We start from the raw sequence: 21432 nt of genomic DNA, 5'->3' as shown, positions 1-21432 counted from the left end.
ATTGCCGTCGGGGATCACAGCTGCTTTGCTGTAGCCTGCGCCATCATCCGCGGATAGAACGCCCAGAACTGTGCTTCCAGCGCCGCGTAGTTATCTTCCAGATCCTGCCAGGAGTCCCGCAGGGCCTCGAGGCGCGGGCGGCGATTGGCCATGCCGTTGAGCACGTTCTGGATAAAGGCCATATCCCGGTAACGCTCCAGCCAGCGCTCGGACCACAAATAGTCGTTCAGGTTAATAAAGCGCGGTGGGGAATCGGGCAGGATCGTCGCCACCTGCGCCTGTGCGTAGCGAATAAATTCATCCAGTGGGAACTCGGGGGAGAGCTGCGCCCAGTGATGGGAGAGAAAGTGATCCCACATCACATCGAGGGTGATGGGGGCGACCCGGCGGGTTTGCGGGCGAAACCATTCGCGCGCGGCTTTCACTTCCGCCAGGTTGTCGGTCATCACATCGATACGGCGATGCATATGAATTCCCGCGACGATCTCCGGCGGATAAAGGTGTTCCGGGTTGCCGCGAACGAAATCCGCCAGCAGATTGCCGGACAGGGAGCTGTCGGCAAGATGGGCTAAGTGCAGGTGCGCTAAAAAATTCATGCTTATTGTTTGTCCAAAAGCGGCTAACGGTTGCAGCGAAGGGGCGCGGGCACTAGACTACCCGCCTCTTTAATCTGTATCGAGTTAGTGTCATGCGCGTTGCCGATTTTTCCTTTGAATTACCTGAATCCCTGATTGCTCACTATCCGCAGGCGGAGCGCAGTAGCTGCCGCTTACTGTCGCTGGATGGCCCAACAGGCGCGCTGACGCACGGTACTTTCACCGATTTGCTCGACAAGCTCAACCCCGGCGATCTGTTGGTGTTCAATAACACCCGCGTGATCCCGGCGCGCCTGTTTGGCCGCAAAGCCAGCGGCGGCAAGATTGAAGTGCTGGTCGAACGCATGCTCGACGATAAACGTATTTTGGCACATATTCGCGCCTCTAAAGCGCCGAAGCCCGGTGCGGAACTGCTGCTGGGCGATGCGGAAGATATCCAGGCGACGATGGTGGCGCGGCACGATGCGCTGTTTGAAGTGGAGTTTCACGACCCACGTCCGGTGCTGGATATTCTGAACGCCATCGGCCATATGCCGCTGCCGCCCTATATCGATCGCCCGGATGAAGAGGCGGACCGCGAACTCTATCAGACGGTCTACAGCCAGAAGCCGGGCGCGGTGGCCGCGCCGACCGCAGGCCTGCATTTTGACGAGCCGCTGCTTGAACGCCTGCGTAATAAAGGTATTGAGATGGCCTTCGTCACGCTGCATGTCGGCGCGGGAACCTTCCAGCCGGTGCGCGTGGACAGCATTGAAGACCATATTATGCACTCCGAATATGCCGAAGTGCCGCAGGAGGTTGTTGATGCGGTGCTGGCGGCAAAAGCGCGCGGCAATCGCGTGGTCGCCGTAGGGACGACGTCTGTGCGCTCGCTGGAGAGCGCCGCGCAGGCGGCAACAAAAGATCTGATCGAACCCTTCTTTGGCGATACGCAAATCTTTATCTATCCGGGGTATCAATACCGCGTGATCGATGCGCTGGTGACCAACTTCCACCTGCCGGAATCGACGCTGATCATGCTGGTTTCCGCCTTCGCGGGCTATCAGCACACCATGAATGCGTACCGCGCCGCCGTGGCGGAGAAATATCGCTTTTTTAGTTACGGAGACGCGATGTTTATCACGTACAATCCGCGGGCTCTTACTGAACGCGTCGGGGAATAGGTCCGCGGCGCAAGCTTTAAACGTCAGACTGTCTTTCTGGCTGGAGAAAAAATGAAATTTGAACTCGATACCACTGACGGACGCGCCCGCCGCGGTCGTCTGGTGTTTGATCGCGGCGTGGTGGAAACCCCCGCGTTTATGCCTGTGGGCACCTACGGCACCGTCAAAGGAATGACGCCGGAAGAGGTTGAAGCCACCGGCGCGCAGATTATCCTCGGTAACACCTTCCACCTGTGGCTGCGCCCGGGTCAGGAGATCATGAAGCTGCACGGCGATCTGCACGATTTTATGCAGTGGAAAGGCCCCATTCTTACGGATTCCGGCGGTTTCCAGGTGTTTAGCCTGGGCGATATCCGCAAAATCACCGAAGCGGGCGTGCACTTCCGTAACCCGATTAACGGCGATCCTATCTTCCTCGATCCGGAAAAATCGATGGAGATCCAGTACGATCTCGGTTCCGATATCGTGATGATCTTCGACGAATGTACGCCGTACCCGGCGGACTGGGACTATGCGAAACGTTCGATGGAGATGTCTCTGCGCTGGGCGAAACGCAGCCGGGATCGCTTTGACGGACTGCAAAATAAAAATGCGCTGTTCGGTATCATCCAGGGCAGCGTTTACGAAGATTTACGTGATATCTCCGTCAAAGGTCTGGTAGAGATAGGCTTTGATGGCTACGCTGTCGGCGGTCTGGCTGTGGGCGAGCCGAAAGAGGATATGCACCGCATTCTGGAGCATGTCTGCCCGCAAATCCCCGCAGATAAACCACGATACCTGATGGGCGTCGGTAAACCGGAAGATCTGGTTGAAGGCGTGCGGCGCGGCATTGATATGTTTGACTGCGTGATGCCGACGCGCAACGCCCGTAATGGTCATCTGTTTGTGACCAATGGCGTGGTGAAAATCCGCAACGCGAAATATAAAAGCGATACCGGCCCGCTCGATAGCGAGTGTGATTGCTATACATGTCGCAATTATTCGCTCGCTTACTTGCATCATCTCGATCGTTGCAACGAAATATTGGGCGCGCGTCTCAATACCATCCATAACCTGCGGTATTATCAGCGCCTAATGGCTGGTTTACGCAAGGCTATTGAAGAGGGTAAATTAGAGAGCTTCGTAGCGGATTTTTACCAGCGTCAGGGGCGGTCTGTTCCACCTTTGAACGTTGATTAATTAAATAATGAGGGAATTTAAATGAGCTTTTTTATTTCTGATGCGGTCGCAGCTGCAGGCGCGCCGGCAGCGCAAAGTCAGTGGACTTTGATTCCGATGCTGGTGGTGTTCGGTCTGATTTTCTACTTCATGATCCTGCGCCCACAGCAAAAACGCACCAAAGAGCATAAAAAGCTGATGGACTCTATCTCCAAAGGTGATGAAGTGCTGACTAACGGTGGTCTGATTGGCCGCGTAACCAAAGTAGCAGAGACCGGCTACATTGCTATCGCGCTGAACGACACCACTGAAGTGGTTATCAAACGTGACTTCGTAGCTGCCGTTCTGCCGAAAGGCACGATGAAGGCGCTGTAATCTTTTGTTTTCCCAAAGGGAACTGCCGTGTTAAACCGTTATCCTTTGTGGAAGTACATCATGCTGGTCGTCGTGATTATCGTCGGCCTGCTTTACGCACTTCCCAACCTGTATGGTGAGGATCCGGCTGTTCAGATCACTGGCGCGCGCGGCGTCGCCGCCAGTGAGCAAACGCTGATCCAGGTCCAGAACGATCTACAAAAAGAAAAAATTGAGGCGAAGTCTGTGGCTCTGGAAGAGGGCGCGATTCTTGCTCGCTTCGATTCTACCGATACGCAGCTGCGCGCCCGCGAAGTGCTGGTTAACGCCTTAGGCGATCAGTACGTTGTCGCGCTTAACCTTGCCCCTGCAACGCCACGCTGGCTCTCCGCCATTAAAGCCGAACCGATGAAGCTCGGTCTGGACCTGCGCGGCGGCGTTCACTTCCTGATGGAAGTAGATATGCAAACGGCGCTGAGTAAACTCCAGGAACAAAATATCGATAGCCTGCGCAGCGACCTGCGCGAAAAAGGCATTCCTTACACCACCGTGCGTAAGGAAGATAACTACGGCCTGAGCATTCAGTTCCGCGACAGTGCGGCGCGCGATCAGGCGAACGCTTACCTGACCAACCGTCACCGCGATCTGGTTCTCTCTAATCAGGGCGATAACGTACTGCGCGCCGTGATGAGCGACGCCCGCATGAGCGAAGCCCGCGAATATGCCGTGCAGCAGAACATTAATATTCTGCGTAACCGCGTCAACCAGCTCGGCGTTGCCGAACCGCTGGTGCAGCGCCAGGGCGCCGACCGTATCGTGGTTGAACTGCCGGGTATTCAGGATACCGCACGCGCGAAAGAGATTCTGGGCGCGACCGCGACGCTGGAATTCCGTCTGGTTAACTCAAGCGTCGACGCTGCAGCCGCGGCTGCCGGCCGCGTACCGGGCGATTCTGAAGTGAAAGATACGCGCGAAGGCCGGCCGGTTGTGCTGTACAAACGCGTGATCCTCACCGGTGACCATATCACCGATTCGACGTCCAGCCAGGATGAGTACAACCAGCCGCAGGTGAACATTTCACTGGATAGCGCGGGCGGTAACATCATGTCTAACTTCACCAAGGACAATATCGGTAAACCGATGGCGACCCTGTTTGTGGAGTACAAAGACAGCGGTAAAAAAGATGCCAACGGACGTTCGGTGCTGGTGAAACAGGAAGAGGTGATTAACATCGCCAATATCCAGTCTCGCCTGGGCAACAGCTTCCGTATCACCGGTATCAACAACCCGAACGAAGCGCGTCAGCTGTCGCTGCTGCTGCGTGCCGGTGCGTTGATTGCACCGATTCAGATCGTTGAAGAACGTACCATTGGTCCGACCCTCGGTTCGCAGAACATCAGCCAGGGTCTGGAAGCGTGTCTGGCAGGTCTGGTGGTCTCCATCATCTTTATGATCTTCTTCTATAAGAAGTTTGGTCTGATCGCCACCTCCGCGCTGGTCGCTAACCTGGTGTTGATCGTCGGTATTATGTCGCTGCTGCCGGGCGCTACGCTGACCATGCCGGGGATTGCGGGGATCGTGCTAACCCTTGCGGTAGCGGTGGATGCCAACGTACTGATAAACGAACGTATTAAAGAAGAGCTTAGCAACGGACGTTCCGTACAGCAGGCGATTCACGAAGGTTATCAGGGCGCGTTTTCGTCCATTTTCGATGCCAACGTCACCACCTTGATCAAAGTGCTTATTCTTTACGCGGTAGGTACTGGTTCAATTAAAGGGTTTGCGATTACCACCGGTATTGGTGTTGCTACCTCTATGTTTACCGCTATTGTCGGTACCCGTGCCATCGTCAACCTGTTGTACGGCGGCAAACGCATTAACAAGCTGTCTATCTGAGGAGTGCGTTGTGGCACAGGATTATACTGTTGAACAATTGAACCACGGCCGTAAAGTCTGGGACTTTATGCGCTGGGACAACTGGGCTTTTATCATTTCCGGCACGCTGCTGATCCTCTCCCTGATTATCATGGGCGTTCGTGGCTTTAACTGGGGCCTGGATTTTACCGGTGGTACGGTCATTGAAATCGGCCTGGAAAAACCGGCGGATATGGATCTGATGCGCGATGCGCTGGAGAAAGCGGGCTTTAAGGATCCGCTGCTGCAAAACTTCGGTAGCAGCCGCGATATCATGGTGCGTATGCCGCCGGCACAAGGCGAAACCGGCGGTCAGGTGCTGGGTAGCAAAGTGGTGAGCGTGATTAACGAAGCGACTCAGCAGAATGCTGCCGTGAAGCGTATTGAGTTTGTCGGCCCGAGCGTGGGTGCGGATCTGGCGCAAACCGGCGGCATGGCGCTGCTGGTGGCGTTGATCAGTATTCTGGTTTATGTCGGCTTCCGCTTTGAGTGGCGTCTGGCGGCGGGCGTGGTTATCGCGCTGGCGCACGACGTGATCATCACCATGGGCGTACTGTCGCTGTTCAAGATTGAGATTGATTTGACCATCGTGGCCTCGCTGATGTCGGTTATTGGTTACTCACTTAACGACAGTATCGTGGTATCTGACCGTATTCGTGAGAACTTCCGTAAGATCCGCCGCGGTACGCCGTATGAGATTTTCAACATCTCTTTGACGCAAACGCTGCACCGCACCTTGATCACCTCCGGTACCACGCTGGTGGTGATCCTGATGCTGTACCTCTTTGGCGGCGCAATGCTGAAGGGCTTCTCCCTGACCATGCTTATCGGTGTCTCCATCGGTACGGCATCGTCTATCTACGTCGCCTCCGCGCTGGCGTTAAAACTGGGCATGAAGCGCGAGCATCTGCTGCAGCAGAAGGTGGAAAAAGAAGGGGCGGATCAGCCATCCATTCTGCCGTAATCTTCTTTTTGTTGAGTACCAACCGCAGCCTGGCTGCGGTTTTTTTTTGCCTGTAGCGGCAGGGCGTTTATAAACCTGCTCGTCACAAAAAACCGTTCTGCGGTAAAAATAAATCTTGCCTCGCTAAACCCTCCTGACAATATGCTGTCAGGAGCCCTCTGTCAGACTCTCTGCGTTGACTTTATTAACGCAGAGGAACAGAGCATGAACACACTGATTAACTGGTTTGAACTGCCGGTACAGCAACTGGATCGCGCCGTGGCATTTTATGAATATGTGCTGGGCGCTGAGTTTCGCCGCGAAACCATTGGCGACACTGATATGGCGGTGTTTCCCCATATCAAACCGGCCACCGGCGGCGCGCTGGTCAAAGGCGCGATGTTCCAGCCCACCAGCGGGGGAACCATCATTTACCTGGCAACGGCGGATATCGTGGCCGCGTTAGCAAGAGTGGATGAGAAGGGCGGTGAATGCTGCTTTGGCCCCCACGAATTGCCCAATGGTATTGGCACTATCGCCTTGATTACTGACAGTGAAGGTAACCGGGTCGGGCTGCATCAACCGGCCTGATCGTTTACTGCCCGCCCTTGCGCGGGCTTTTTCTCTACGGATGAATGATGAGTCGTCGTGCCGATCGCTTGTTTCAAATTGTTCAGGTTTTGCGTACCCGTCGTCGCGTGACGGCAGCGCTGCTCGCCGAGCGGCTTGAAGTGTCAGAACGCACCATCTATCGCGATATCCGTGATTTATCTATTTCCGGCGTGCCGATTCAGGGCGAAGCGGGCAGCGGCTATCGGCTGCTACCGGGGTTTGATTTACCGCCGCTGATGTTCACCGGTCTGGAAGTGGAAGCGCTGATTGCGGCGATCGGTATGCTGCAGACCTGGAGCGGCGATACGCTGGCGCAGGCGGCGGCTTCGGCGCAGGAGAAATTGCTGGCGGTATTGCCCTTTGATAAGCGCATCACCGCCGAACGTAACCGCATCGTCTCACCCAATTTTGATAAATTTCCGCAGGTGCGCGTCTGGTTTGATGTGATTCATCAGGCGATGCGGCTGCATCAGGAGTTGCTTTTGCACTATCAGGACGATAAAGGTAACGCCTCACAGCGCGCCGTTCATCCGCTAGGTTTGTCGTTTATGGGTAGCTGCTGGGTATTGGTTTCCTGGTGTACCCTGCGCGACGATTATCGCTGTTTTCGTCTCGATCGCTGCACCTCCGTCGCCTTTACCGGCAACACGTTTACGGAACGCGCGGATCGCTCAATGCAGAATTTTGTCGATATGCAAAAAGCGCGCTGGCAATAAAAAAGCCGACCCACAGGTCGGCTCTTAACGGATGTCGCGGGATTAGAAGTTGTAACCCACTACCAGGTAACCACCCCAGCCGGTAGAGCGCACGTTCTCTTTCATCCAGCTCAGGTCAGCATTATCGTTCCACTGACCACCGTTATGCCAGTAACGGGCAACAACAGAGTAGTGCCAGTGATCGTAGCTCAGGGCCAGAATATGGCTCGACGCGATAGAGTCATTGGTACGCTGTTTAATGCCGTTTTCCGCATACTGGCTCTTATCACCGAGATCGGAACCCCAGTCAAAGTTAGTAAAGCCGATATAGCTCAGTTGGCCGCCCCACAGGCTGGTAATCGGGACAAAGTATTTCACTTTAAAGCGATAGCCATCCCAGTCGTTCTCGTTTTCCGCGCCGTAGTTCTGCCACTGATATTTCGCATAGACGTTCAGAGAGAGACTCATCGGCAGACCGGTGTCGATGTCGGTGCCCAGACCCATATACCAGGTGCTCTGGCGATTAGCGGCGTTGCGGCCCATGTCGTAGACGTAGTTATTGGCGAAATACCACTCTTTAAACGGACCGAAGCTCAGGTCGGCACCCGTCAGTTTATCAATGGAGAAACGCGGCTCGATTTCCATAAACATTGGCGAACCATGGTTCCAGATCCCTTTGGCCTGGGTATTACCACCGAAGAATACCGGCGCATCCAGGTAACCGTAGAAATCAAACCACTCTTTCTTTGCAAACGCTTCGTACTCGAGATAGGTATCGTTACGGATCTGCGGTCCGAAGCGAGTGTGGTAGCTGCCGACCACGTTGACGCTCTGGTGCCACCAGTCGGAAACGTATTCAGGTTTGCTGTTATCCGCTGCGTTAGCAGTAAAAGATGCGGAAATCGCCAGAGCAGCGCCGGCTGCAAGAATTGTTTTTTTCATCATTTCGCCACTGATTGAGATCCCAGAAGGGAGTGAAAGAAAGCACGCGTTGATTATCGTATTGCCTAATTCTGGGCGCCTATTATAAGTATCAGCGCTCACAAAAATATGTGTTGTTTCACATTATTGAAACATGCGTAATCGATTGCGTTCACGTTTGCGTGTAATAAACGACGGCGATTGTACTGGCATTTATCAATATTGCAAATGTGTCAAAGTGATGAATGGATAAGTGAGATGGGCGCAAATGGTGAGAAAGGGTAAAAAAGGGCGACAAAAAGCCGCCCCGAAACGCTACTGCATATTGGCGGGCTGAATATCATGAATACGCACAAAACCTAACTGCTCTGGCGTAATGCCATTAAGCTGTAGCGGGATATCCACGTCGCTCGGTGCCAGCGTGCTGGCCGGGGCGTTAATCAGCTGATTTTGCACATTTACTTCCTGATAATTCTCGGTGGTGCCCTGAATCTGGCCCCACTCAACGGTGCCGCTAAACGCCGGTAACGGATCGTTGGATTCGCCCTGAATCCGCAGCGTTACGCGCGTGCCCGCCGCATTGGGCGCGATATCTTTCAGCGACATGCGCAGCATGCCGATCTGGCTGTTTAAACGCGCAGGTGTGTCGGCGCCCGGCAGCAGATAGACGCCGCTGCCTGATTTGGCGTTCAGTTTGTTCTGCTGGGTGATTTTCACCGTCTGCTGGTTCAGCTTGCTCATCTCTTTATTGAGTGTGCTAACGCTTTGATGTAGCTCTCTCACTTCGCTTTGCTGGGCGCAGGCACTGAGGGTAAAAAGGCTTCCCAGTAACAAGGTTCTTAGGTAACGTCTTGTCATTATGTCTGTTTCCTTTGGCCAGGATGTTCGCTGTAATGTTAGAACGCAACGGTCACATTGCCATCGATCCATTGTCTCAAAAATGTTCTGTCTTTGTAGTCATGCCAGTTCAAGGTAAAATAAATTTCAGTTAATTCTAACGTCAGGACGCCGTATGCATTGCCCATTCTGTTTCGCCGTGGATACCAAAGTTATCGATTCTCGTCTGGTGGGAGAAGGCTCATCCGTGCGCCGCCGCCGGCAGTGTCTGGTTTGCAATGAGCGTTTCACCACCTTTGAAGTGGCGGAGCTTGTGATGCCGCGCGTAGTGAAAAGCAATGATGTGCGTGAACCTTTTAATGAAGAAAAACTGCGCCGTGGCATGTTAAAAGCGCTGGAAAAACGCCCGGTCAGCGCCGATGACGTAGAAATGGCGTTAAATCACATTAAATCGCAACTTCGCGCAACGGGCGAACGCGAAGTGCCGAGTAAGATGATTGGCAATCTGGTGATGGAGCAGTTGAAAAAGCTCGATAAAGTGGCCTATGTCCGCTTTGCGTCCGTCTACCGCAGCTTTGAAGATATTCGTGAATTTGGCGAAGAGATCGCCCGTCTACAGGACTAATCATGCTGGATGAAATGTACATGGCGCAGGCGCTGAAACTGGCGCAGCGCGGGCGTTTTACCACTCACCCGAACCCGCGGGTCGGCTGCGTGATTGTCAACAACGGTGAGATTGTCGGTGAAGGCTTTCACTATCGTGCCGGCGAGCCTCATGCCGAAGTGCATGCGTTGCGCATGGCAGGCGAGCGCGCTCGCGGTGCGACCGCCTACGTCACCCTGGAGCCCTGTAGCCATCATGGCCGGACGCCGCCGTGCTGCGACGCGCTGATTAACGCTGGCGTCGCGCGGGTGGTTGCCGCGATGCAGGATCCCAATCCGCAGGTTGCCGGGCGCGGGCTGTACCGTTTGCAGCAGGCCGGTATTGAAGTCAGCCACGGTTTGATGATGAGTGAAGCCGAAGCGTTGAACAAAGGCTTCCTCAAGCGTATGCGCACCGGCTTTCCTTACGTGCAACTGAAGCTTGGTGCCTCGCTGGATGGGCGCACCGCAATGGCCAGTGGTGAAAGTCAGTGGATCACCTCCCCGCAGGCGAGGCGCGATGTCCAGCTGCTGCGCGCGCAGAGCCACGCGATCCTTACCAGTAGCGCAACGGTGCTGGCGGACGATCCGTCCCTGACCGTACGCTGGGCGGAGCTTAATGCACAAACCCAGGCTCTTTATCCTGAGGAAAATCTACGCCAGCCGGTGCGTATTGTTGTCGATAGCCAGAATCGGGTCACGCCCGAGCATAAGCTGGTGGGTTTGCCAGGAGAAACCTGGTTTGCCCGTACCCGCGCCGATGAACGTCAATGGCCGTCGAATGTGCGTGAGATTCGGGTGCCAGAATATAACGGTCATGCCGATCTGGTGACGCTGATGATGCTGCTCGGTAAACAGCAAATTAACAGTATCTGGGTAGAAGCGGGCGCGCATCTTGCCGGGGCGCTGCTGCAGGCCGGGCTGGTGGACGAGCTGGTGGTTTATCTGGCACCGAAACTTTTAGGCAGCGATGCACGCGGTCTGTGCGTACTGCCGGAATTGTCCGCCCTTGCGGATGCGCCGAACTTTATATTTAAAGAGATACGCCAGACTGGACCTGACGTCTGTTTGCATCTCACCCATGCGTGATGCCTGCTGTAAAAGGGAAGCAGCGCGCAAAATATTATGCTAAAATCCGCCCCCCTGCGTGGGCCGAACTGAACCTGTAAAGGAAGTGTATGAACATTATTGAAGCCAACGTTGCTGCTCCGGACGCCCGCGTCGCCATCACCATTGCGCGTTTCAACAACTTCATCAACGACAGCCTGCTGGAAGGCGCGGTTGATGCACTGAAACGCATCGGTCAGGTGAGTGAAAACAATATCACCGTTGTGTGGGTGCCTGGCGCTTACGAGCTGCCGCTGGCGGCAGGCGCGCTGGCGAAAACCGGCAAATATGATGCGGTGATTGCCCTCGGCACGGTGATCCGCGGCGGTACTGCGCACTTCGAATATGTTGCCGGTGGCGCAAGCACTGGCCTGGCGCATGTCGCTCAGGAGTCCGGGATCCCGGTCGCCTTCGGCGTACTGACCACCGAAAGTATTGAACAAGCCATCGAACGCGCAGGCACCAAAGCCGGTAACAAAGGTGCGGAAGCCGCACTGACCGCGCTTGAGATGATTAATGTATTGAAAGCCATCAAGGCCTGATTTTTGTAAGGGGAATTCCGTGAAACCTGCTGCTCGTCGCCGCGCCCGTGAGTGTGCCGTCCAGGCGCTCTACTCCTGGCAGTTGTCCCAGAACGACATCGCTGATGTTGAGTACCAGTTTCTGGCAGAACAAGACGTTAAAGATGTTGACGTCGTGTACTTCCGTGAACTGTTGACCGGGGTGGCGACTAATAGCGCATATCTCGATGGCTTAATGAAGCCGTACCTGTCCCGTCTGTTAGAAGAGCTGGGCCAGGTTGAGAAAGCGGTATTGCGTATCGCACTGTTCGAACTGTCTAAACGTGATGATGTGCCGTATAAAGTCGCCATCAACGAAGCTATCGAACTGGCAAAAACCTTCGGCGCTGAAGACAGCCACAAGTTTGTTAACGGCGTGCTGGATAAAGCCGCTCCTGCGATCCGCCCCCACAAGAAGTAATCCGTAAGCCGGAAACGGGCGTCGCAGCTTGCGCGTCGGTTCCGGCTTTTTCTATTTTCTACAGAGGCATAACGTATGGCATGCGGCGAATTTTCCCTGATTGCCCGTTATTTTGATCGCGTACGCAACGCGCGTCGCGATGTGGAAACCGGTATTGGCGACGACTGTGCGCTGCTCAATGTCCCCGAAAAACAGACCCTGGCGATCAGCGTTGATACGCTGGTGGCGGGCAATCATTTTCTACCCGATATCGATCCGGCGGATCTGGCCTATAAAGCGCTGGCGTCTAATCTCAGCGATTTGGCGGCGGTGGGTGCCGATCCTGCATGGTTAACCCTGGCCCTAACGTTGCCGGAAGTCGATGAAGCCTGGCTGCAAACCTTTAGCGACAGCCTGTTCGAGCAGCTGAGTTACTACGATATGCAGCTGATTGGCGGCGATACGACGCGCGGTCCGCTGTCGATAACTATCGGCATTCATGGCTATGTGCCGGTCGGGCGCGCCATGAAACGCTCCGGCGCAAAGCCTGGCGACTGGATCTATGTCACCGGTACGCCGGGCGACAGCGCGGCCGGGCTGGCGATTTTGCAAAAGCAGCTGAGCGTAAGCGATCCCGTTGATGCGCACTATTTAACGAAGCGTCATTTGCGCCCCACGCCGCGCGTGTTACAGGGGCAGGCGCTGCGTAACCTCGCCACCTCCGCAATCGATCTCTCGGATGGTCTGATTTCCGATCTGGGCCATGTGCTGAACGCCAGCGGCTGCGGTGCACGTATCGATCTCGATGCGATGCCGTTTTCCGACGCGCTTCGCCGTCATGCCCCGGCCGATCGGGCGCTGCGCTGGGCGCTTTCCGGCGGCGAAGATTACGAACTCTGCTTTACCGTGCCGGAACTCAATCGCGGCGCACTGGATGTGGCGATGGCGCACCTGGGCGCGCCGTTTACCTGTATCGGGCAGATTAGCGCCGATATTGAAGGGATACACTTCACCCGTGACGGCAAAGCCGTGACGTTTGACTGGAAAGGATATGACCATTTTGCCGCGCACTAAAGATGTGGCTAAAAGCCGCCTTAACTTACGCAACCCCTGGCATCTGCTGGCGACCGGCTTTGGCAGCGGTTTAAGCCCGATTATGCCCGGCACCGTGGGATCGCTGGCATCGATTCCTTTCTGGTGGGCCATGACGTTTCTGCCCTGGCAGCTCTATTCGCTGCTGGTGATGCTCGGTATCTCCATCGGCGTCTATCTTTGTCACCAGACGGCAAAAGATATGGGCGTGCACGATCACGGCAGTATTGTTTGGGATGAGTTTATTGGGATGTGGATAACGCTAATGGCGCTGCCCACCAATGACTGGCAGTGGGTTGCCGTGGGGTTTGTGCTGTTCCGTGTTCTCGATATATGGAAACCGTGGCCGATTCGCTGGTTTGACCGCAACGTGCACGGCGGTATGGGGATCATGGTTGACGATATCATCGCCGGGATTATCGCTGCCGGGTTGCTCTATCTGCTGGGCCATCACTGGCCGCTGGGTCTGCTGTAAATGTTCCCTCTCCGCCAGGAGAGGGAGGTTTAATGATTATTTAAAACCCACTACCGGATGCTGTTTATAGGGCGTCTCCAGCTCGGCGATCTGCTCGGGTTTCAGCGTTAAATCCACCGCACCGAGTAAATCTGCCAGCTGTTCTTCCCTTGAGGTGCCGATAATCGGCGCGGCAACGCCGGGTTTACTTAATAGCCACGCCAGCGCGACCTGCGCGCGTGACGCGCCGGTCTCTTCGGCAACGCCCGCCAGCCGTTCGGCGATCCGCGCATCGTTGTCATCGGTTTCGCTGTACAGGGTTTTGCCAAACTCATCGGAAACCAGCCGGGCGGTGGTTTCTCCCCACGGGCGCGTCAGACGACCGCGCGCCAGCGGGCTCCACGGAATGATCGCCACGCCCTCCTGATAGCACAGCGGCAGCATTTCACGCTCTTCCTCGCGGTAGATAAGATTATAGTGATCCTGCATGGTGACGAAACGCGCCCAGCCGTTTTGCGCCTGCAGCTCCAGCGCCTGGGCAAACTGGCTAGCGTGCATTGAGGATGCGCCGATATAACGCGCCTTACCGGCTTTCACGACTTCGTCCAGCGCTGCGAGTGTCTCTTCAATCGGGGTGGTGTAATCCCAACGGTGAATTTGCAGCAGGTCGACATACTCCATACCCAAACGGCGCAGGCTGTCATCGATGGAGCGCAAAATCTGCGCCCGCGACAGACCTTCCGCGAGGTCACCGACCTGGTGATAGACTTTGGTCGCCACCACCACTTCATCCCGACGGGCAAAATCCCGCAGCGCGCGGCCGACAATCTCTTCGCTGCTGCCGTCGGAATAGCTGTTGGCGGTGTCGAAAAAGTTAATGCCGCCCTCCAGCGCGCGTTTAATAATCGGGCGGCTGCTCTCCTCCGGCAGGGTCCAGGCGTGTTTACCGCGATCCGGCTCGCCAAACGTCATGCAGCCCAGACAAAGGCGGGAAACCTTCAGGTCTGTTTTTCCTAATGTGTTGTATTGCATGGTTCCACTCCTGCTTGTCAAAACATAGGTTTAAGCATAGCAGGAGCGGAAGGGGACGGGTCAGGCGAGCCAGTTACGGATGCGGGATTCAATACCGGCGGCGTCAAGCCCCAGCTCGGCGCGGGCTTCATCCTGCGTGCCCTGCGGGATAAAGAAATCCGGCAGGCCCAGGTTGAGCACCGGCACCGGTTTACGATGGGCCATTAGCACCTCGTTCACGCCGCTGCCCGCGCCGCCGATAATGGCGTTCTCTTCCAGCGTCACCAGCGCGTCGTGCTGTGCGGCGGTTTCGAGGATCAAAGACTCATCCAGCGGCTTGGCGAAGCGCATATCGATAAGCGTGGCGTTCAACGCCTCGGCGGCTTTTTCCGCCTCCGGCAACAGGGTACCGAAGTTAAGAATGGCCACTTTTTCGCCCCGGCGTTTCACCACACCTTTGCCGATAGGCAGCTTCTGCAACGGCTCAAGCGTCACGCCGACGGCGTTGCCGCGCGGATAGCGCACCGCACTTGGGCCGGCCATATAGTGATAACCGGTAAACAGCATCTGGCGACACTCATTCTCGTCGCTCGGCGTCATCACCACCATATCCGGGATGCAGCGCAGATAAGAGATATCAAACGCCCCCTGGTGGGTTTGCCCGTCGGCACCGACGATCCCGGCGCGGTCGATTGCGAACAGCACCGGCAGCTTCTGAATGGCCACATCATGGATAACCTGATCGTAGGCGCGTTGCAGGAAGGTGGAGTAAATCGCCACTACCGGCTTGTAACCGCCGATCGCCAGCCCGGCGGCAAAGGTCACCGCATGCTGTTCGGCAATCGCCACGTCAAAATATTGATCCGGGTATTTACGCGAGAAGTCGACCATGCCCGAACCTTCACGCATCGCCGGAGTTATCGCCATTAGCTTATTGTCTTTCGCTGCGGTTTCGCACAGCCAGTCGCCAAATATTTTCGAATAGCTCGGCATCCCGCCGCTGCTTTTGGGCAGCGTGCCGCTGCTCGGATCGAATTTCGGCACCGCATGGAAGGTGATGGGATCTTTTTCGGCGGGCTCATAGCCGCGCCCTTTTTTGGTCATGATATGCAGGAACTGCGGACCTTTAAGATCGCGCATATTGCGCAGCGTCTGCACCAGCCCCAGCACATCGTGACCGTCCACCGGGCCAATATAGTTAAAGCCCAGCTCTTCAAACAGCGTGCCCGGCACCACCATGCCTTTAATATGCTCTTCGGTGCGCTTAATCAGCTCTTTGATCGGCGGTACGCCGGAGAGCACTTTCTTGCCGCCTTCACGCAGCGTGGAGTAAAGCTTGCCGGAGAGCAGCTGCGCCAGATGGTTATTCAGCGCGCCGACGTTCTCGGAAATCGACATCTCATTGTCGTTGAGCACCACCAGCATATCCGGGCGAATATCGCCCGCATGGTTCATCGCCTCGAAAGCCATGCCCGCGGTGATAGCCCCATCGCCGATAACACAGACGGTACGGCGCTGTTTTCCCTCTTTTGCCGCCGCGACAGCGACGCCAATCCCGGCGCTAATTGACGTTGACGAATGACCCACGCTCAGCACGTCATATTCGCTTTCGCCACGCCACGGAAAAGGATGCAGGCCATTTTTCTGCCGGATGGTGCCGATTTTGTCACGACGTCCGGTGAGGATTTTATGCGGATAGGCCTGGTGGCCTACGTCCCAGATCAGCTGGTCGAACGGCGTGTTGTAGACGTAATGTAGCGCGACGGTCAATTCAACCGTGCCAAGCCCGGAAGCGAAGTGCCCGCTGGAGCGGCTCACGCTGTCGAGCAGATAGCGGCGCAGTTCGTCACATAGCTTCGGCAGACTCTCTTTCGGCAGCAAGCGCAACTCTTGCGTGGTATCAACCAGCGCCAGCGTCGGGTATTTGGCTATATCAAAACTCATCAGAGACTCATCGTGGTGTTTTCGTTATTTATTACGCTGGATAATGTAATTCGCCAGTGATTCCAGTGCCGTCGTATCGAGGGACTGTGCCGCAAGCAGGCTTAAAGCCTGTCGGGCGTCGTCAATCAGATCGCGGGCTTTTGTCCGGGCTTGCTCAAGGCCCAGTAGTGCGGGATAGGTGCTTTTCCCTAGCTGCTGGTCAGCACCCTGGCGCTTGCCAAGGGTCGCAGTATCGCCGACCACATCCAGAATGTCATCCTGTACCTGGAACGCCAGCCCGACGCACTCCGCATAGCGATCGAGCAGCGGCAGGGCTTCGCGGCCTCTATCCCCGGCGCTCAGCGCACCCATGCGTACCGCAGCGCGGATCAGCGCGCCGGTTTTATGGCGGTGGATCTGCTCAAGCTCTGAAAGCGTAACCTGCTTGCCTTCCGCCGCCAGATCCAGCGCCTGTCCACCGCACATCCCGGCAACGCCGCTGGCCTGTGCCAGCTCCGAAACCATTGCCAGCCGGTCGCGGGCGGCAACATCGGCCATCGGCGCATCGGCGAGGATCGAGAACGCCAGCGTTTGTAGCGCATCTCCCGCGAGGATCGCGCTGGCTTCACCAAACTTAATATGGCAGGTCGGTAAGCCCCGGCGCAGATCGTCATTATCCATGGCGGGCAGATCGTCATGTATTAATGAGTAAGCATGAATACATTCAACCGCCGCCGCGGGCGCATCCAGGGTTTGCTGGCTGACGCCGAACATACCGCCGGTGGCGTAAACCAGGAAGGGACGCAGCCGTTTCCCGCCTAATAGTGCGCCATATTCGATGGCTTCAACCAGAGGAGTGTTCTGAAAGGGCAGCGGCGCGATAAATCGGCGTAACGCGTCATTGGCCTGCTCGACGCAGGCCTTAAGTTTCTGATCGAAATCCATTTATTCGGCGTCCGGCGCGAAAGGCGTGAGGGGGGCCTCTTGCGAATCGGAAAGCAGGATTTGCACGCGTTGTTCCGCCTGCTGGAGCTTTACCTGCCCCTGGCGCGCCAGCTGCACGCCGCGTTCGAACTCATTAAGGGCCTCTTCAAGCGGCAGATCGCCGCTTTCAAGACGAGTGACAATCTGTTCCAGTTCGCTCAGCGCGGTTTCGAAACTGGCCGGTGCGTCATTTTTCTTTGGCATAGTGAATGTCTGACTCTTCTGGTTTTTTGGTCAACGTAGCTATGGTAGCGAAGTCGCAGCGCTTAGCAAATAACGCGCAATGGTAATGCAATGTGCGCAGCTTGAAAGCGATGGTGGTATACTTCCGCGCCTGGATGCAGCCGCAGGTATGGGCTGCTGTATTTTTTTCTTAATACAGGCCCAGCCGGGCTTGCTAATGAACCATTGCCGCCATGAAGTTTATCATTAAATTGTTCCCTGAAATTACCATCAAAAGCCAATCTGTGCGTTTGCGCTTTATTAAAATGCTTACCGGGAACATTCGTAACGTTCTGAAGCAGTACGATGAAACACTCGCCGTTGTCCGCCACTGGGACAATATCGAAGTGCGCGCTAAAGATGAAAATCAGCGTCTGATTATCCGCGACGCGCTGACCCGTATTCCGGGCATCCACCATATTCTGGAAGTGGAAGACGTTGCGTTCACTTCTCTGCACGATATTTTTGAAAAAGCGCTGGTGCAATATCGCGAGCAGATCGAAGGTAAAACCTTCTGCGTGCGCGTTAAGCGCCGCGGCAAGCATGAGTTTAGCTCGATTGAAGTAGAGCGTTATGTTGGCGGTGGATTAAATCAGCACGTTGAATCGGCCCGCGTCAAGCTGACGCACCCGGATGTGACGGTGAATCTGGAGATTGAAGACGATCGCCTGCTGCTGGTGAAAGGCCGCTATGAAGGTATCGGCGGTTTCCCGATTGGTACTCAGGAAGATGTGCTGTCGCTGATCTCCGGCGGCTTCGACTCCGGTGTTTCCAGCTATATGCTGATGCGCCGCGGCTGCCGCGTGCACTACTGCTTCTTTAACCTCGGCGGCGCGGCCCATGAAATTGGCGTGCGCCAGGTAGCGCATTACCTGTGGAACCGTTTTGGCAGCTCGCACCGCGTACGCTTTGTGGCCATCAACTTCGAGCCGGTGGTCGGTGAGATCCTCGAAAAAGTGGATGACGGCCAGATGGGCGTGGTACTGAAACGCATGATGGTCCGCGCGGCATCAAAAGTGGCTGAACGCTACGGCGTGCAGGCGTTGGTCACTGGCGAAGCGCTGGGCCAGGTCTCCAGCCAGACGCTGACCAACCTGCGTTTGATTGATAACGCGTCCGATACCTTGATTTTGCGCCCGCTCATCTCCTGGGATAAAGAGCACATTATCGATCTGGCGCGTGAAATCGGTACGGAAGATTTTGCCCGTACCATGCCGGAATACTGCGGCGTGATCTCGAAAAGCCCGACGGTGAAAGCGGTGAAGGCGAAGATCGAAGCCGAAGAGGCGCATTTCGATTTCGACATTCTCGAGCGGGTAGTGGCTGAGGCGAGCAATATCGATATTCGCGAAATCGCTCAACAGACTCAGGAAACGGTGGTTGAAGTCGAAACCGTCAGCGGATTTGGTGACAACGATGTGATCCTTGATATTCGCTCGATTGATGAACAGGATGACAAACCGCTGAAGCTGGAAGGCATTGATGTGGTGTCGCTGCCGTTCTATAAACTGAGCACCAAATTTGGCGATCTCGACCAGAGTAAAACCTGGCTGCTGTGGTGTGAGCGCGGAGTGATGAGCCGTCTGCAGGCGCTCTATCTGCGCGAGCAGGGCTTTAGCAATGTGAAGGTCTATCGCCCGTAATTCAGCCCCTCTGCACGCTGAAGTGAAAGCCCGGAACGGTTAACCGCCGCCGGGCTTTTTTTTAGGCTTCGTAGTAGTTATAGATCCCGGCCGCCATCACCAGCTGCGAGGCGACTTCGTGGGCTTTCTCACGGCTCACCAGTAGATCGATAATTTTCAGGCCAAAATCGATCGCCGTTCCCGGCCCCTGGCTGGTAAGCAGGTTGACGCGCGGATCCCATACCACGCGCTTGTCCTGCCACTGTTCCGCCGGGATCGTCTCTTTCAGGCCCGGAAAACCCGTCATATTGCCGATCGGGAAAATCTCGTGCGGCACCAGTACGGTGCCCGCCGCGGCACAAATGGCGGCGACAATACGGCCTGAGAGATGAAACTGCCGCACCGTTTCGACCAGTAGCGGGCTGTCGCGAAAACACTCGGCACCTTTTAGACCGCCGGGCAACACAATCACGTCGTAATCGCCATCTGCCACTTCCACAAGCGGCGCATCCGCCAGCAGTTTGACCCCGCGCGAGCAGGTAATCACCAGGTTGCCATCGCTGGCGACGCTGGCGGTAGTGACCGCAATACCGCCGCGCACCAGCAGATCGATAGTGGTGACCGCTTCGGTCTCTTCACTACCAGGGGCGAGACATATCAGAGCTGATGCGCTCATACTCACTCTCCTTACGTTTCATCATTTCATACAGCCGGGCATTTTCCGGCACCGCAATCCCGTGCACGCGGGCACACTTCAGCAGATAGCCGGTAATATAATCGCACTCGGTGCGACGCTGCGCGCGGACATCCTGCAGCATGGACGAGATATTTTCAGCGGTATTTTCAATAATCTGATGCACATAGCCGACCAAATCATCAGCGGAAATATGGTGACCTTCGCGTTCGATGACCGCTGCAACCTCATAGGTCACCTTTTTAATCTCGTCCGGGAAAGCCCGCAGATCGCCATTTTTACACTCACGCAGCGCCGTCAGCGGATTAATGACGCAGTTGACCGCCAGCTTACGCCACAGCGCCGGACGAATATTGTTGTGCCAGGCGACGTCCGGCAGTACCTCCTGCAGGATATCCGCCAGATAGCTAAACTCTCCTTCGTGACGCCGCGCCGGGCCAATATGCGTCGTCCCGCTGGCAACGTGCACAATCACATTACCATCGTGACGCGCAGCGTGGGTGGTGGTGCCGATGAGTAACGGATTCGCCAGGGTTTTAAGTTCTTCAACGGTGCCCATGCCGTTATGCAGCAACAATACGGGCGTCGCCGGGGAAAGCCGGCCGGCCAGCCCTTTTACCGCGTCGGAAACCTGCCAGGCTTTTAACGTCACCAGCAGCAAATCGCTGCGCGCCAGAAAATCAGGATCGTTGGCCGTCAGGGATTCATTAAAAATCGAGCCGTCTTCTTCAATGACATTAACGCTGCAAAACGGCTGCGGAACGCGCATCCACCCCTGTACTTCATGTCCCTGTTTACACAATGCGGTCAACCACAGTTGCCCTAAAGCGCCGCATCCGAGTACGGTAATTCTCATTTATCCTCCTCACCTGCAACTACGCAAGCGTTGCTTACACCATTATAGTGCCGTCAGTTACGCTTCCCGCATTACAAGTTGAGTTATGCTTCGTTGCGGGTATTATGCATCGCAACAAATAGAGAGGGAGAAGAAAAGATGCCATCTTTCGATATCGTGTCTGAAGTTGAAATGCGTGAAGTGCAAAACGGCGTTGAGAACGCAACCCGTGAAGTGGCGACACGCTTTGATTTTCGCAACGTTGAAGCGAGTTTTGAACTCAACGAAGAGAAACAGACCATTAAGGTGCTGAGCGAGTCTGATTTTCAGGTCAATCAACTGCTGGATATTTTGCGCGCCAAACTGCTGAAACGCGGCATTGAAGGGGCGTCTTTAGATGTGCCGGAAGAGTTTGTTCACAGCGGCAAAACCTGGTTTGTGGAAGCAAAACTGAAGCAGGGCATTGATGCGCCGACGGCGAAGAAGATCATCAAGCTGATTAAAGACAGCAAGCTGAAAGTGCAGGCGCAGATTCAGGGCGAAGAGATCCGTGTCACCGGGAAAGCCCGCGATGACCTGCAGGCAGCGATGGCGCTGGTGCGCGGCGGTAATCTGGGGCAGCCGTTCCAGTTCAAAAACTTCCGCGATTAATCCCGCGGCTCTCTGTTGCGCAGAGAGCCGAAGCGCGTAGCG

24 protein-coding genes are annotated in these 21432 nt (G+C 55.7%); 15 read left to right on the top strand and 9 right to left on the bottom strand.

Going from position 1 to position 21432, the window contains the following annotated elements; genetic code table 11:
- Window positions 1-14: 14 nt before the first annotated feature.
- Window positions 15-596 carry an ACP phosphodiesterase gene (gene acpH, locus RW65_RS08400; protein WP_039056267.1) on the bottom strand — a complete coding sequence of 194 codons (582 nt, stop codon included), beginning with the start codon at window positions 594-596 and terminating at the stop codon, window positions 15-17.
- Window positions 597-688: 92 nt separating this feature from the next.
- On the opposite strand from acpH, the gene queA reads away from it, so the two are divergent.
- From queA to RW65_RS08365, 7 genes are all read left to right on the top strand, one after another.
- On the top strand, window positions 689-1759 hold the full coding sequence (gene queA, locus RW65_RS08395) for a tRNA preQ1(34) S-adenosylmethionine ribosyltransferase-isomerase QueA (RefSeq protein ID WP_039056266.1): 1071 nt from the start codon (window positions 689-691) through the stop codon (window positions 1757-1759).
- Window positions 1760-1810: 51 nt separating this feature from the next.
- Entirely contained in the window at window positions 1811-2938 is a 1128-nt protein-coding gene (tgt, locus tag RW65_RS08390) for a tRNA guanosine(34) transglycosylase Tgt (protein WP_039056265.1), read from the top strand.
- Window positions 2939-2959: 21 nt separating this feature from the next.
- Window positions 2960-3292 (top strand): preprotein translocase subunit YajC, encoded by a 333-nt coding sequence (gene yajC, locus RW65_RS08385; protein ID WP_039056264.1) that lies wholly within the window; start codon window positions 2960-2962, stop codon window positions 3290-3292.
- 27 nt (window positions 3293-3319) lie between these two features.
- On the top strand, window positions 3320-5167 hold the full coding sequence (gene secD, locus RW65_RS08380; protein ID WP_072037726.1) for a protein translocase subunit SecD: 1848 nt from the start codon (window positions 3320-3322) through the stop codon (window positions 5165-5167).
- 10 nt (window positions 5168-5177) lie between these two features.
- A complete protein-coding gene (gene secF / locus RW65_RS08375; RefSeq protein WP_039056262.1) occupies window positions 5178-6149 on the top strand; it encodes a protein translocase subunit SecF in 972 nt (323 codons plus the stop codon).
- A 204-nt stretch (window positions 6150-6353) separates the two neighbouring features.
- Entirely contained in the window at window positions 6354-6719 is a 366-nt protein-coding gene (locus RW65_RS08370) for a VOC family protein (RefSeq protein WP_039056261.1), read from the top strand.
- A gap of 47 nt (window positions 6720-6766) precedes the next feature.
- Window positions 6767-7456: a helix-turn-helix transcriptional regulator gene (locus tag RW65_RS08365; protein WP_039056260.1), complete on the top strand. Its 690-nt coding sequence runs from the start codon at window positions 6767-6769 to the stop codon at window positions 7454-7456.
- Window positions 7457-7498: 42 nt separating this feature from the next.
- Here RW65_RS08365 and RW65_RS08360 read toward each other — a convergent pair whose 3' ends face one another.
- A complete protein-coding gene (locus tag RW65_RS08360; RefSeq protein ID WP_039056259.1) occupies window positions 7499-8377 on the bottom strand; it encodes a nucleoside-specific channel-forming protein Tsx in 879 nt (292 codons plus the stop codon).
- 294 nt (window positions 8378-8671) lie between these two features.
- The gene (locus tag RW65_RS08355) at window positions 8672-9214 is read right to left on the bottom strand and encodes a SadB/YajI family lipoprotein (RefSeq protein ID WP_039056258.1); all 543 of its coding nucleotides are present in this window, start codon (window positions 9212-9214) and stop codon (window positions 8672-8674) included.
- Between the two features lie 154 nt (window positions 9215-9368).
- Here RW65_RS08355 and nrdR point away from each other — a divergent pair, with 154 nt between their 5' ends.
- From nrdR to pgpA, 6 genes are all read left to right on the top strand, one after another.
- Window positions 9369-9818 carry a transcriptional regulator NrdR gene (nrdR, locus tag RW65_RS08350; RefSeq protein ID WP_017458860.1) on the top strand — a complete coding sequence of 150 codons (450 nt, stop codon included), beginning with the start codon at window positions 9369-9371 and terminating at the stop codon, window positions 9816-9818.
- Between the two features lie 2 nt (window positions 9819-9820).
- Window positions 9821-10924, top strand: coding sequence for a bifunctional diaminohydroxyphosphoribosylaminopyrimidine deaminase/5-amino-6-(5-phosphoribosylamino)uracil reductase RibD (gene ribD, locus RW65_RS08345; protein WP_039056257.1), 1104 nt, complete (start codon window positions 9821-9823; stop codon window positions 10922-10924).
- Between the two features lie 89 nt (window positions 10925-11013).
- The gene (gene ribH, locus RW65_RS08340) at window positions 11014-11484 is read left to right on the top strand and encodes a 6,7-dimethyl-8-ribityllumazine synthase (RefSeq protein WP_039056255.1); all 471 of its coding nucleotides are present in this window, start codon (window positions 11014-11016) and stop codon (window positions 11482-11484) included.
- A gap of 19 nt (window positions 11485-11503) precedes the next feature.
- Window positions 11504-11923: a transcription antitermination factor NusB gene (nusB, locus tag RW65_RS08335; protein WP_039056254.1), complete on the top strand. Its 420-nt coding sequence runs from the start codon at window positions 11504-11506 to the stop codon at window positions 11921-11923.
- Between the two features lie 75 nt (window positions 11924-11998).
- The gene (gene thiL, locus RW65_RS08330) at window positions 11999-12976 is read left to right on the top strand and encodes a thiamine-phosphate kinase (protein ID WP_039056253.1); all 978 of its coding nucleotides are present in this window, start codon (window positions 11999-12001) and stop codon (window positions 12974-12976) included.
- The gene (pgpA, locus tag RW65_RS08325; RefSeq protein WP_039056252.1) at window positions 12954-13469 is read left to right on the top strand and encodes a phosphatidylglycerophosphatase A; all 516 of its coding nucleotides are present in this window, start codon (window positions 12954-12956) and stop codon (window positions 13467-13469) included. Before thiL ends, pgpA begins: the two co-directional genes overlap by 23 nt.
- Window positions 13470-13505: 36 nt before the next feature.
- On the opposite strand, the gene RW65_RS08320 is transcribed toward pgpA, so the two are convergent.
- From RW65_RS08320 to xseB, 4 genes are read right to left on the bottom strand one after another with little or no spacing between them, the layout of a single operon-like run.
- The gene (locus RW65_RS08320) at window positions 13506-14480 is read right to left on the bottom strand and encodes an aldo/keto reductase (protein WP_039056251.1); all 975 of its coding nucleotides are present in this window, start codon (window positions 14478-14480) and stop codon (window positions 13506-13508) included.
- 60 nt (window positions 14481-14540) lie between these two features.
- Window positions 14541-16403, bottom strand: coding sequence for a 1-deoxy-D-xylulose-5-phosphate synthase (dxs, locus tag RW65_RS08315; RefSeq protein ID WP_039056250.1), 1863 nt, complete (start codon window positions 16401-16403; stop codon window positions 14541-14543).
- 24 nt (window positions 16404-16427) lie between these two features.
- A complete protein-coding gene (ispA, locus tag RW65_RS08310) occupies window positions 16428-17327 on the bottom strand; it encodes a (2E,6E)-farnesyl diphosphate synthase (RefSeq protein ID WP_039056249.1) in 900 nt (299 codons plus the stop codon).
- Entirely contained in the window at window positions 17328-17570 is a 243-nt protein-coding gene (gene xseB / locus RW65_RS08305; protein ID WP_017458869.1) for an exodeoxyribonuclease VII small subunit, read from the bottom strand.
- 212 nt (window positions 17571-17782) lie between these two features.
- On the opposite strand from xseB, the gene thiI reads away from it, so the two are divergent.
- The gene (gene thiI, locus RW65_RS08300; protein ID WP_039056248.1) at window positions 17783-19231 is read left to right on the top strand and encodes a tRNA uracil 4-sulfurtransferase ThiI; all 1449 of its coding nucleotides are present in this window, start codon (window positions 17783-17785) and stop codon (window positions 19229-19231) included.
- A gap of 61 nt (window positions 19232-19292) precedes the next feature.
- On the opposite strand, the gene yajL is transcribed toward thiI, so the two are convergent.
- Both yajL and panE read right to left on the bottom strand, forming a co-directional pair.
- The gene (gene yajL, locus RW65_RS08295) at window positions 19293-19886 is read right to left on the bottom strand and encodes a protein deglycase YajL (RefSeq protein WP_039056247.1); all 594 of its coding nucleotides are present in this window, start codon (window positions 19884-19886) and stop codon (window positions 19293-19295) included.
- A complete protein-coding gene (gene panE / locus RW65_RS08290) occupies window positions 19849-20760 on the bottom strand; it encodes a 2-dehydropantoate 2-reductase (protein ID WP_039056246.1) in 912 nt (303 codons plus the stop codon). Before panE ends, yajL begins: the two co-directional genes overlap by 38 nt.
- 138 nt (window positions 20761-20898) lie before the next feature.
- Between panE and RW65_RS08285 the strand changes: the two genes are divergently transcribed.
- Window positions 20899-21390: a YajQ family cyclic di-GMP-binding protein gene (locus RW65_RS08285; RefSeq protein WP_039056245.1), complete on the top strand. Its 492-nt coding sequence runs from the start codon at window positions 20899-20901 to the stop codon at window positions 21388-21390.
- Window positions 21391-21432: the final 42 nt, after the last annotated feature.

The sequence above is a fragment of the Enterobacter sp. Bisph1 genome, from assembly GCF_000814905.1.
GTDB lineage: Bacteria > Pseudomonadota > Gammaproteobacteria > Enterobacterales > Enterobacteriaceae > Kosakonia.
The sequence above is the reverse complement of the archived record's forward strand: the minus strand, read 5'-3'. Positions and strand labels throughout refer to the sequence as shown.

Bases quoted from the DNA above. Each gene is read 5' to 3' on its own strand.
- queA (WP_039056266.1), top strand. From the start codon at position 689: ATGCGCGTTGCCGATTTTTCCTTTGAATTACCTGAATCCCTGATTGCT.
- RW65_RS08285 (WP_039056245.1), top strand. From the start codon at position 20,899: ATGCCATCTTTCGATATCGTGTCTGAAGTTGAAATGCGTGAAGTGCAA.
- nrdR (WP_017458860.1), top strand. From the start codon at position 9,369: ATGCATTGCCCATTCTGTTTCGCCGTGGATACCAAAGTTATCGATTCT.
- xseB (WP_017458869.1), bottom strand. From the start codon at position 17,570: ATGCCAAAGAAAAATGACGCACCGGCCAGTTTCGAAACCGCGCTGAGC.
- acpH (WP_039056267.1), bottom strand. From the start codon at position 596: ATGAATTTTTTAGCGCACCTGCACTTAGCCCATCTTGCCGACAGCTCC.
- ribD (WP_039056257.1), top strand. From the start codon at position 9,821: ATGCTGGATGAAATGTACATGGCGCAGGCGCTGAAACTGGCGCAGCGC.
- RW65_RS08370 (WP_039056261.1), top strand. From the start codon at position 6,354: ATGAACACACTGATTAACTGGTTTGAACTGCCGGTACAGCAACTGGAT.
- tgt (WP_039056265.1), top strand. From the start codon at position 1,811: ATGAAATTTGAACTCGATACCACTGACGGACGCGCCCGCCGCGGTCGT.
- thiI (WP_039056248.1), top strand. From the start codon at position 17,783: ATGAAGTTTATCATTAAATTGTTCCCTGAAATTACCATCAAAAGCCAA.
- RW65_RS08360 (WP_039056259.1), bottom strand. From the start codon at position 8,377: ATGAAAAAAACAATTCTTGCAGCCGGCGCTGCTCTGGCGATTTCCGCA.
- ispA (WP_039056249.1), bottom strand. From the start codon at position 17,327: ATGGATTTCGATCAGAAACTTAAGGCCTGCGTCGAGCAGGCCAATGAC.
- RW65_RS08365 (WP_039056260.1), top strand. From the start codon at position 6,767: ATGAGTCGTCGTGCCGATCGCTTGTTTCAAATTGTTCAGGTTTTGCGT.
- pgpA (WP_039056252.1), top strand. From the start codon at position 12,954: ATGACCATTTTGCCGCGCACTAAAGATGTGGCTAAAAGCCGCCTTAAC.
- ribH (WP_039056255.1), top strand. From the start codon at position 11,014: ATGAACATTATTGAAGCCAACGTTGCTGCTCCGGACGCCCGCGTCGCC.
- panE (WP_039056246.1), bottom strand. From the start codon at position 20,760: ATGAGAATTACCGTACTCGGATGCGGCGCTTTAGGGCAACTGTGGTTG.
- thiL (WP_039056253.1), top strand. From the start codon at position 11,999: ATGGCATGCGGCGAATTTTCCCTGATTGCCCGTTATTTTGATCGCGTA.
- RW65_RS08355 (WP_039056258.1), bottom strand. From the start codon at position 9,214: ATGACAAGACGTTACCTAAGAACCTTGTTACTGGGAAGCCTTTTTACC.
- RW65_RS08320 (WP_039056251.1), bottom strand. From the start codon at position 14,480: ATGCAATACAACACATTAGGAAAAACAGACCTGAAGGTTTCCCGCCTT.
- yajC (WP_039056264.1), top strand. From the start codon at position 2,960: ATGAGCTTTTTTATTTCTGATGCGGTCGCAGCTGCAGGCGCGCCGGCA.
- yajL (WP_039056247.1), bottom strand. From the start codon at position 19,886: ATGAGCGCATCAGCTCTGATATGTCTCGCCCCTGGTAGTGAAGAGACC.
- dxs (WP_039056250.1), bottom strand. From the start codon at position 16,403: ATGAGTTTTGATATAGCCAAATACCCGACGCTGGCGCTGGTTGATACC.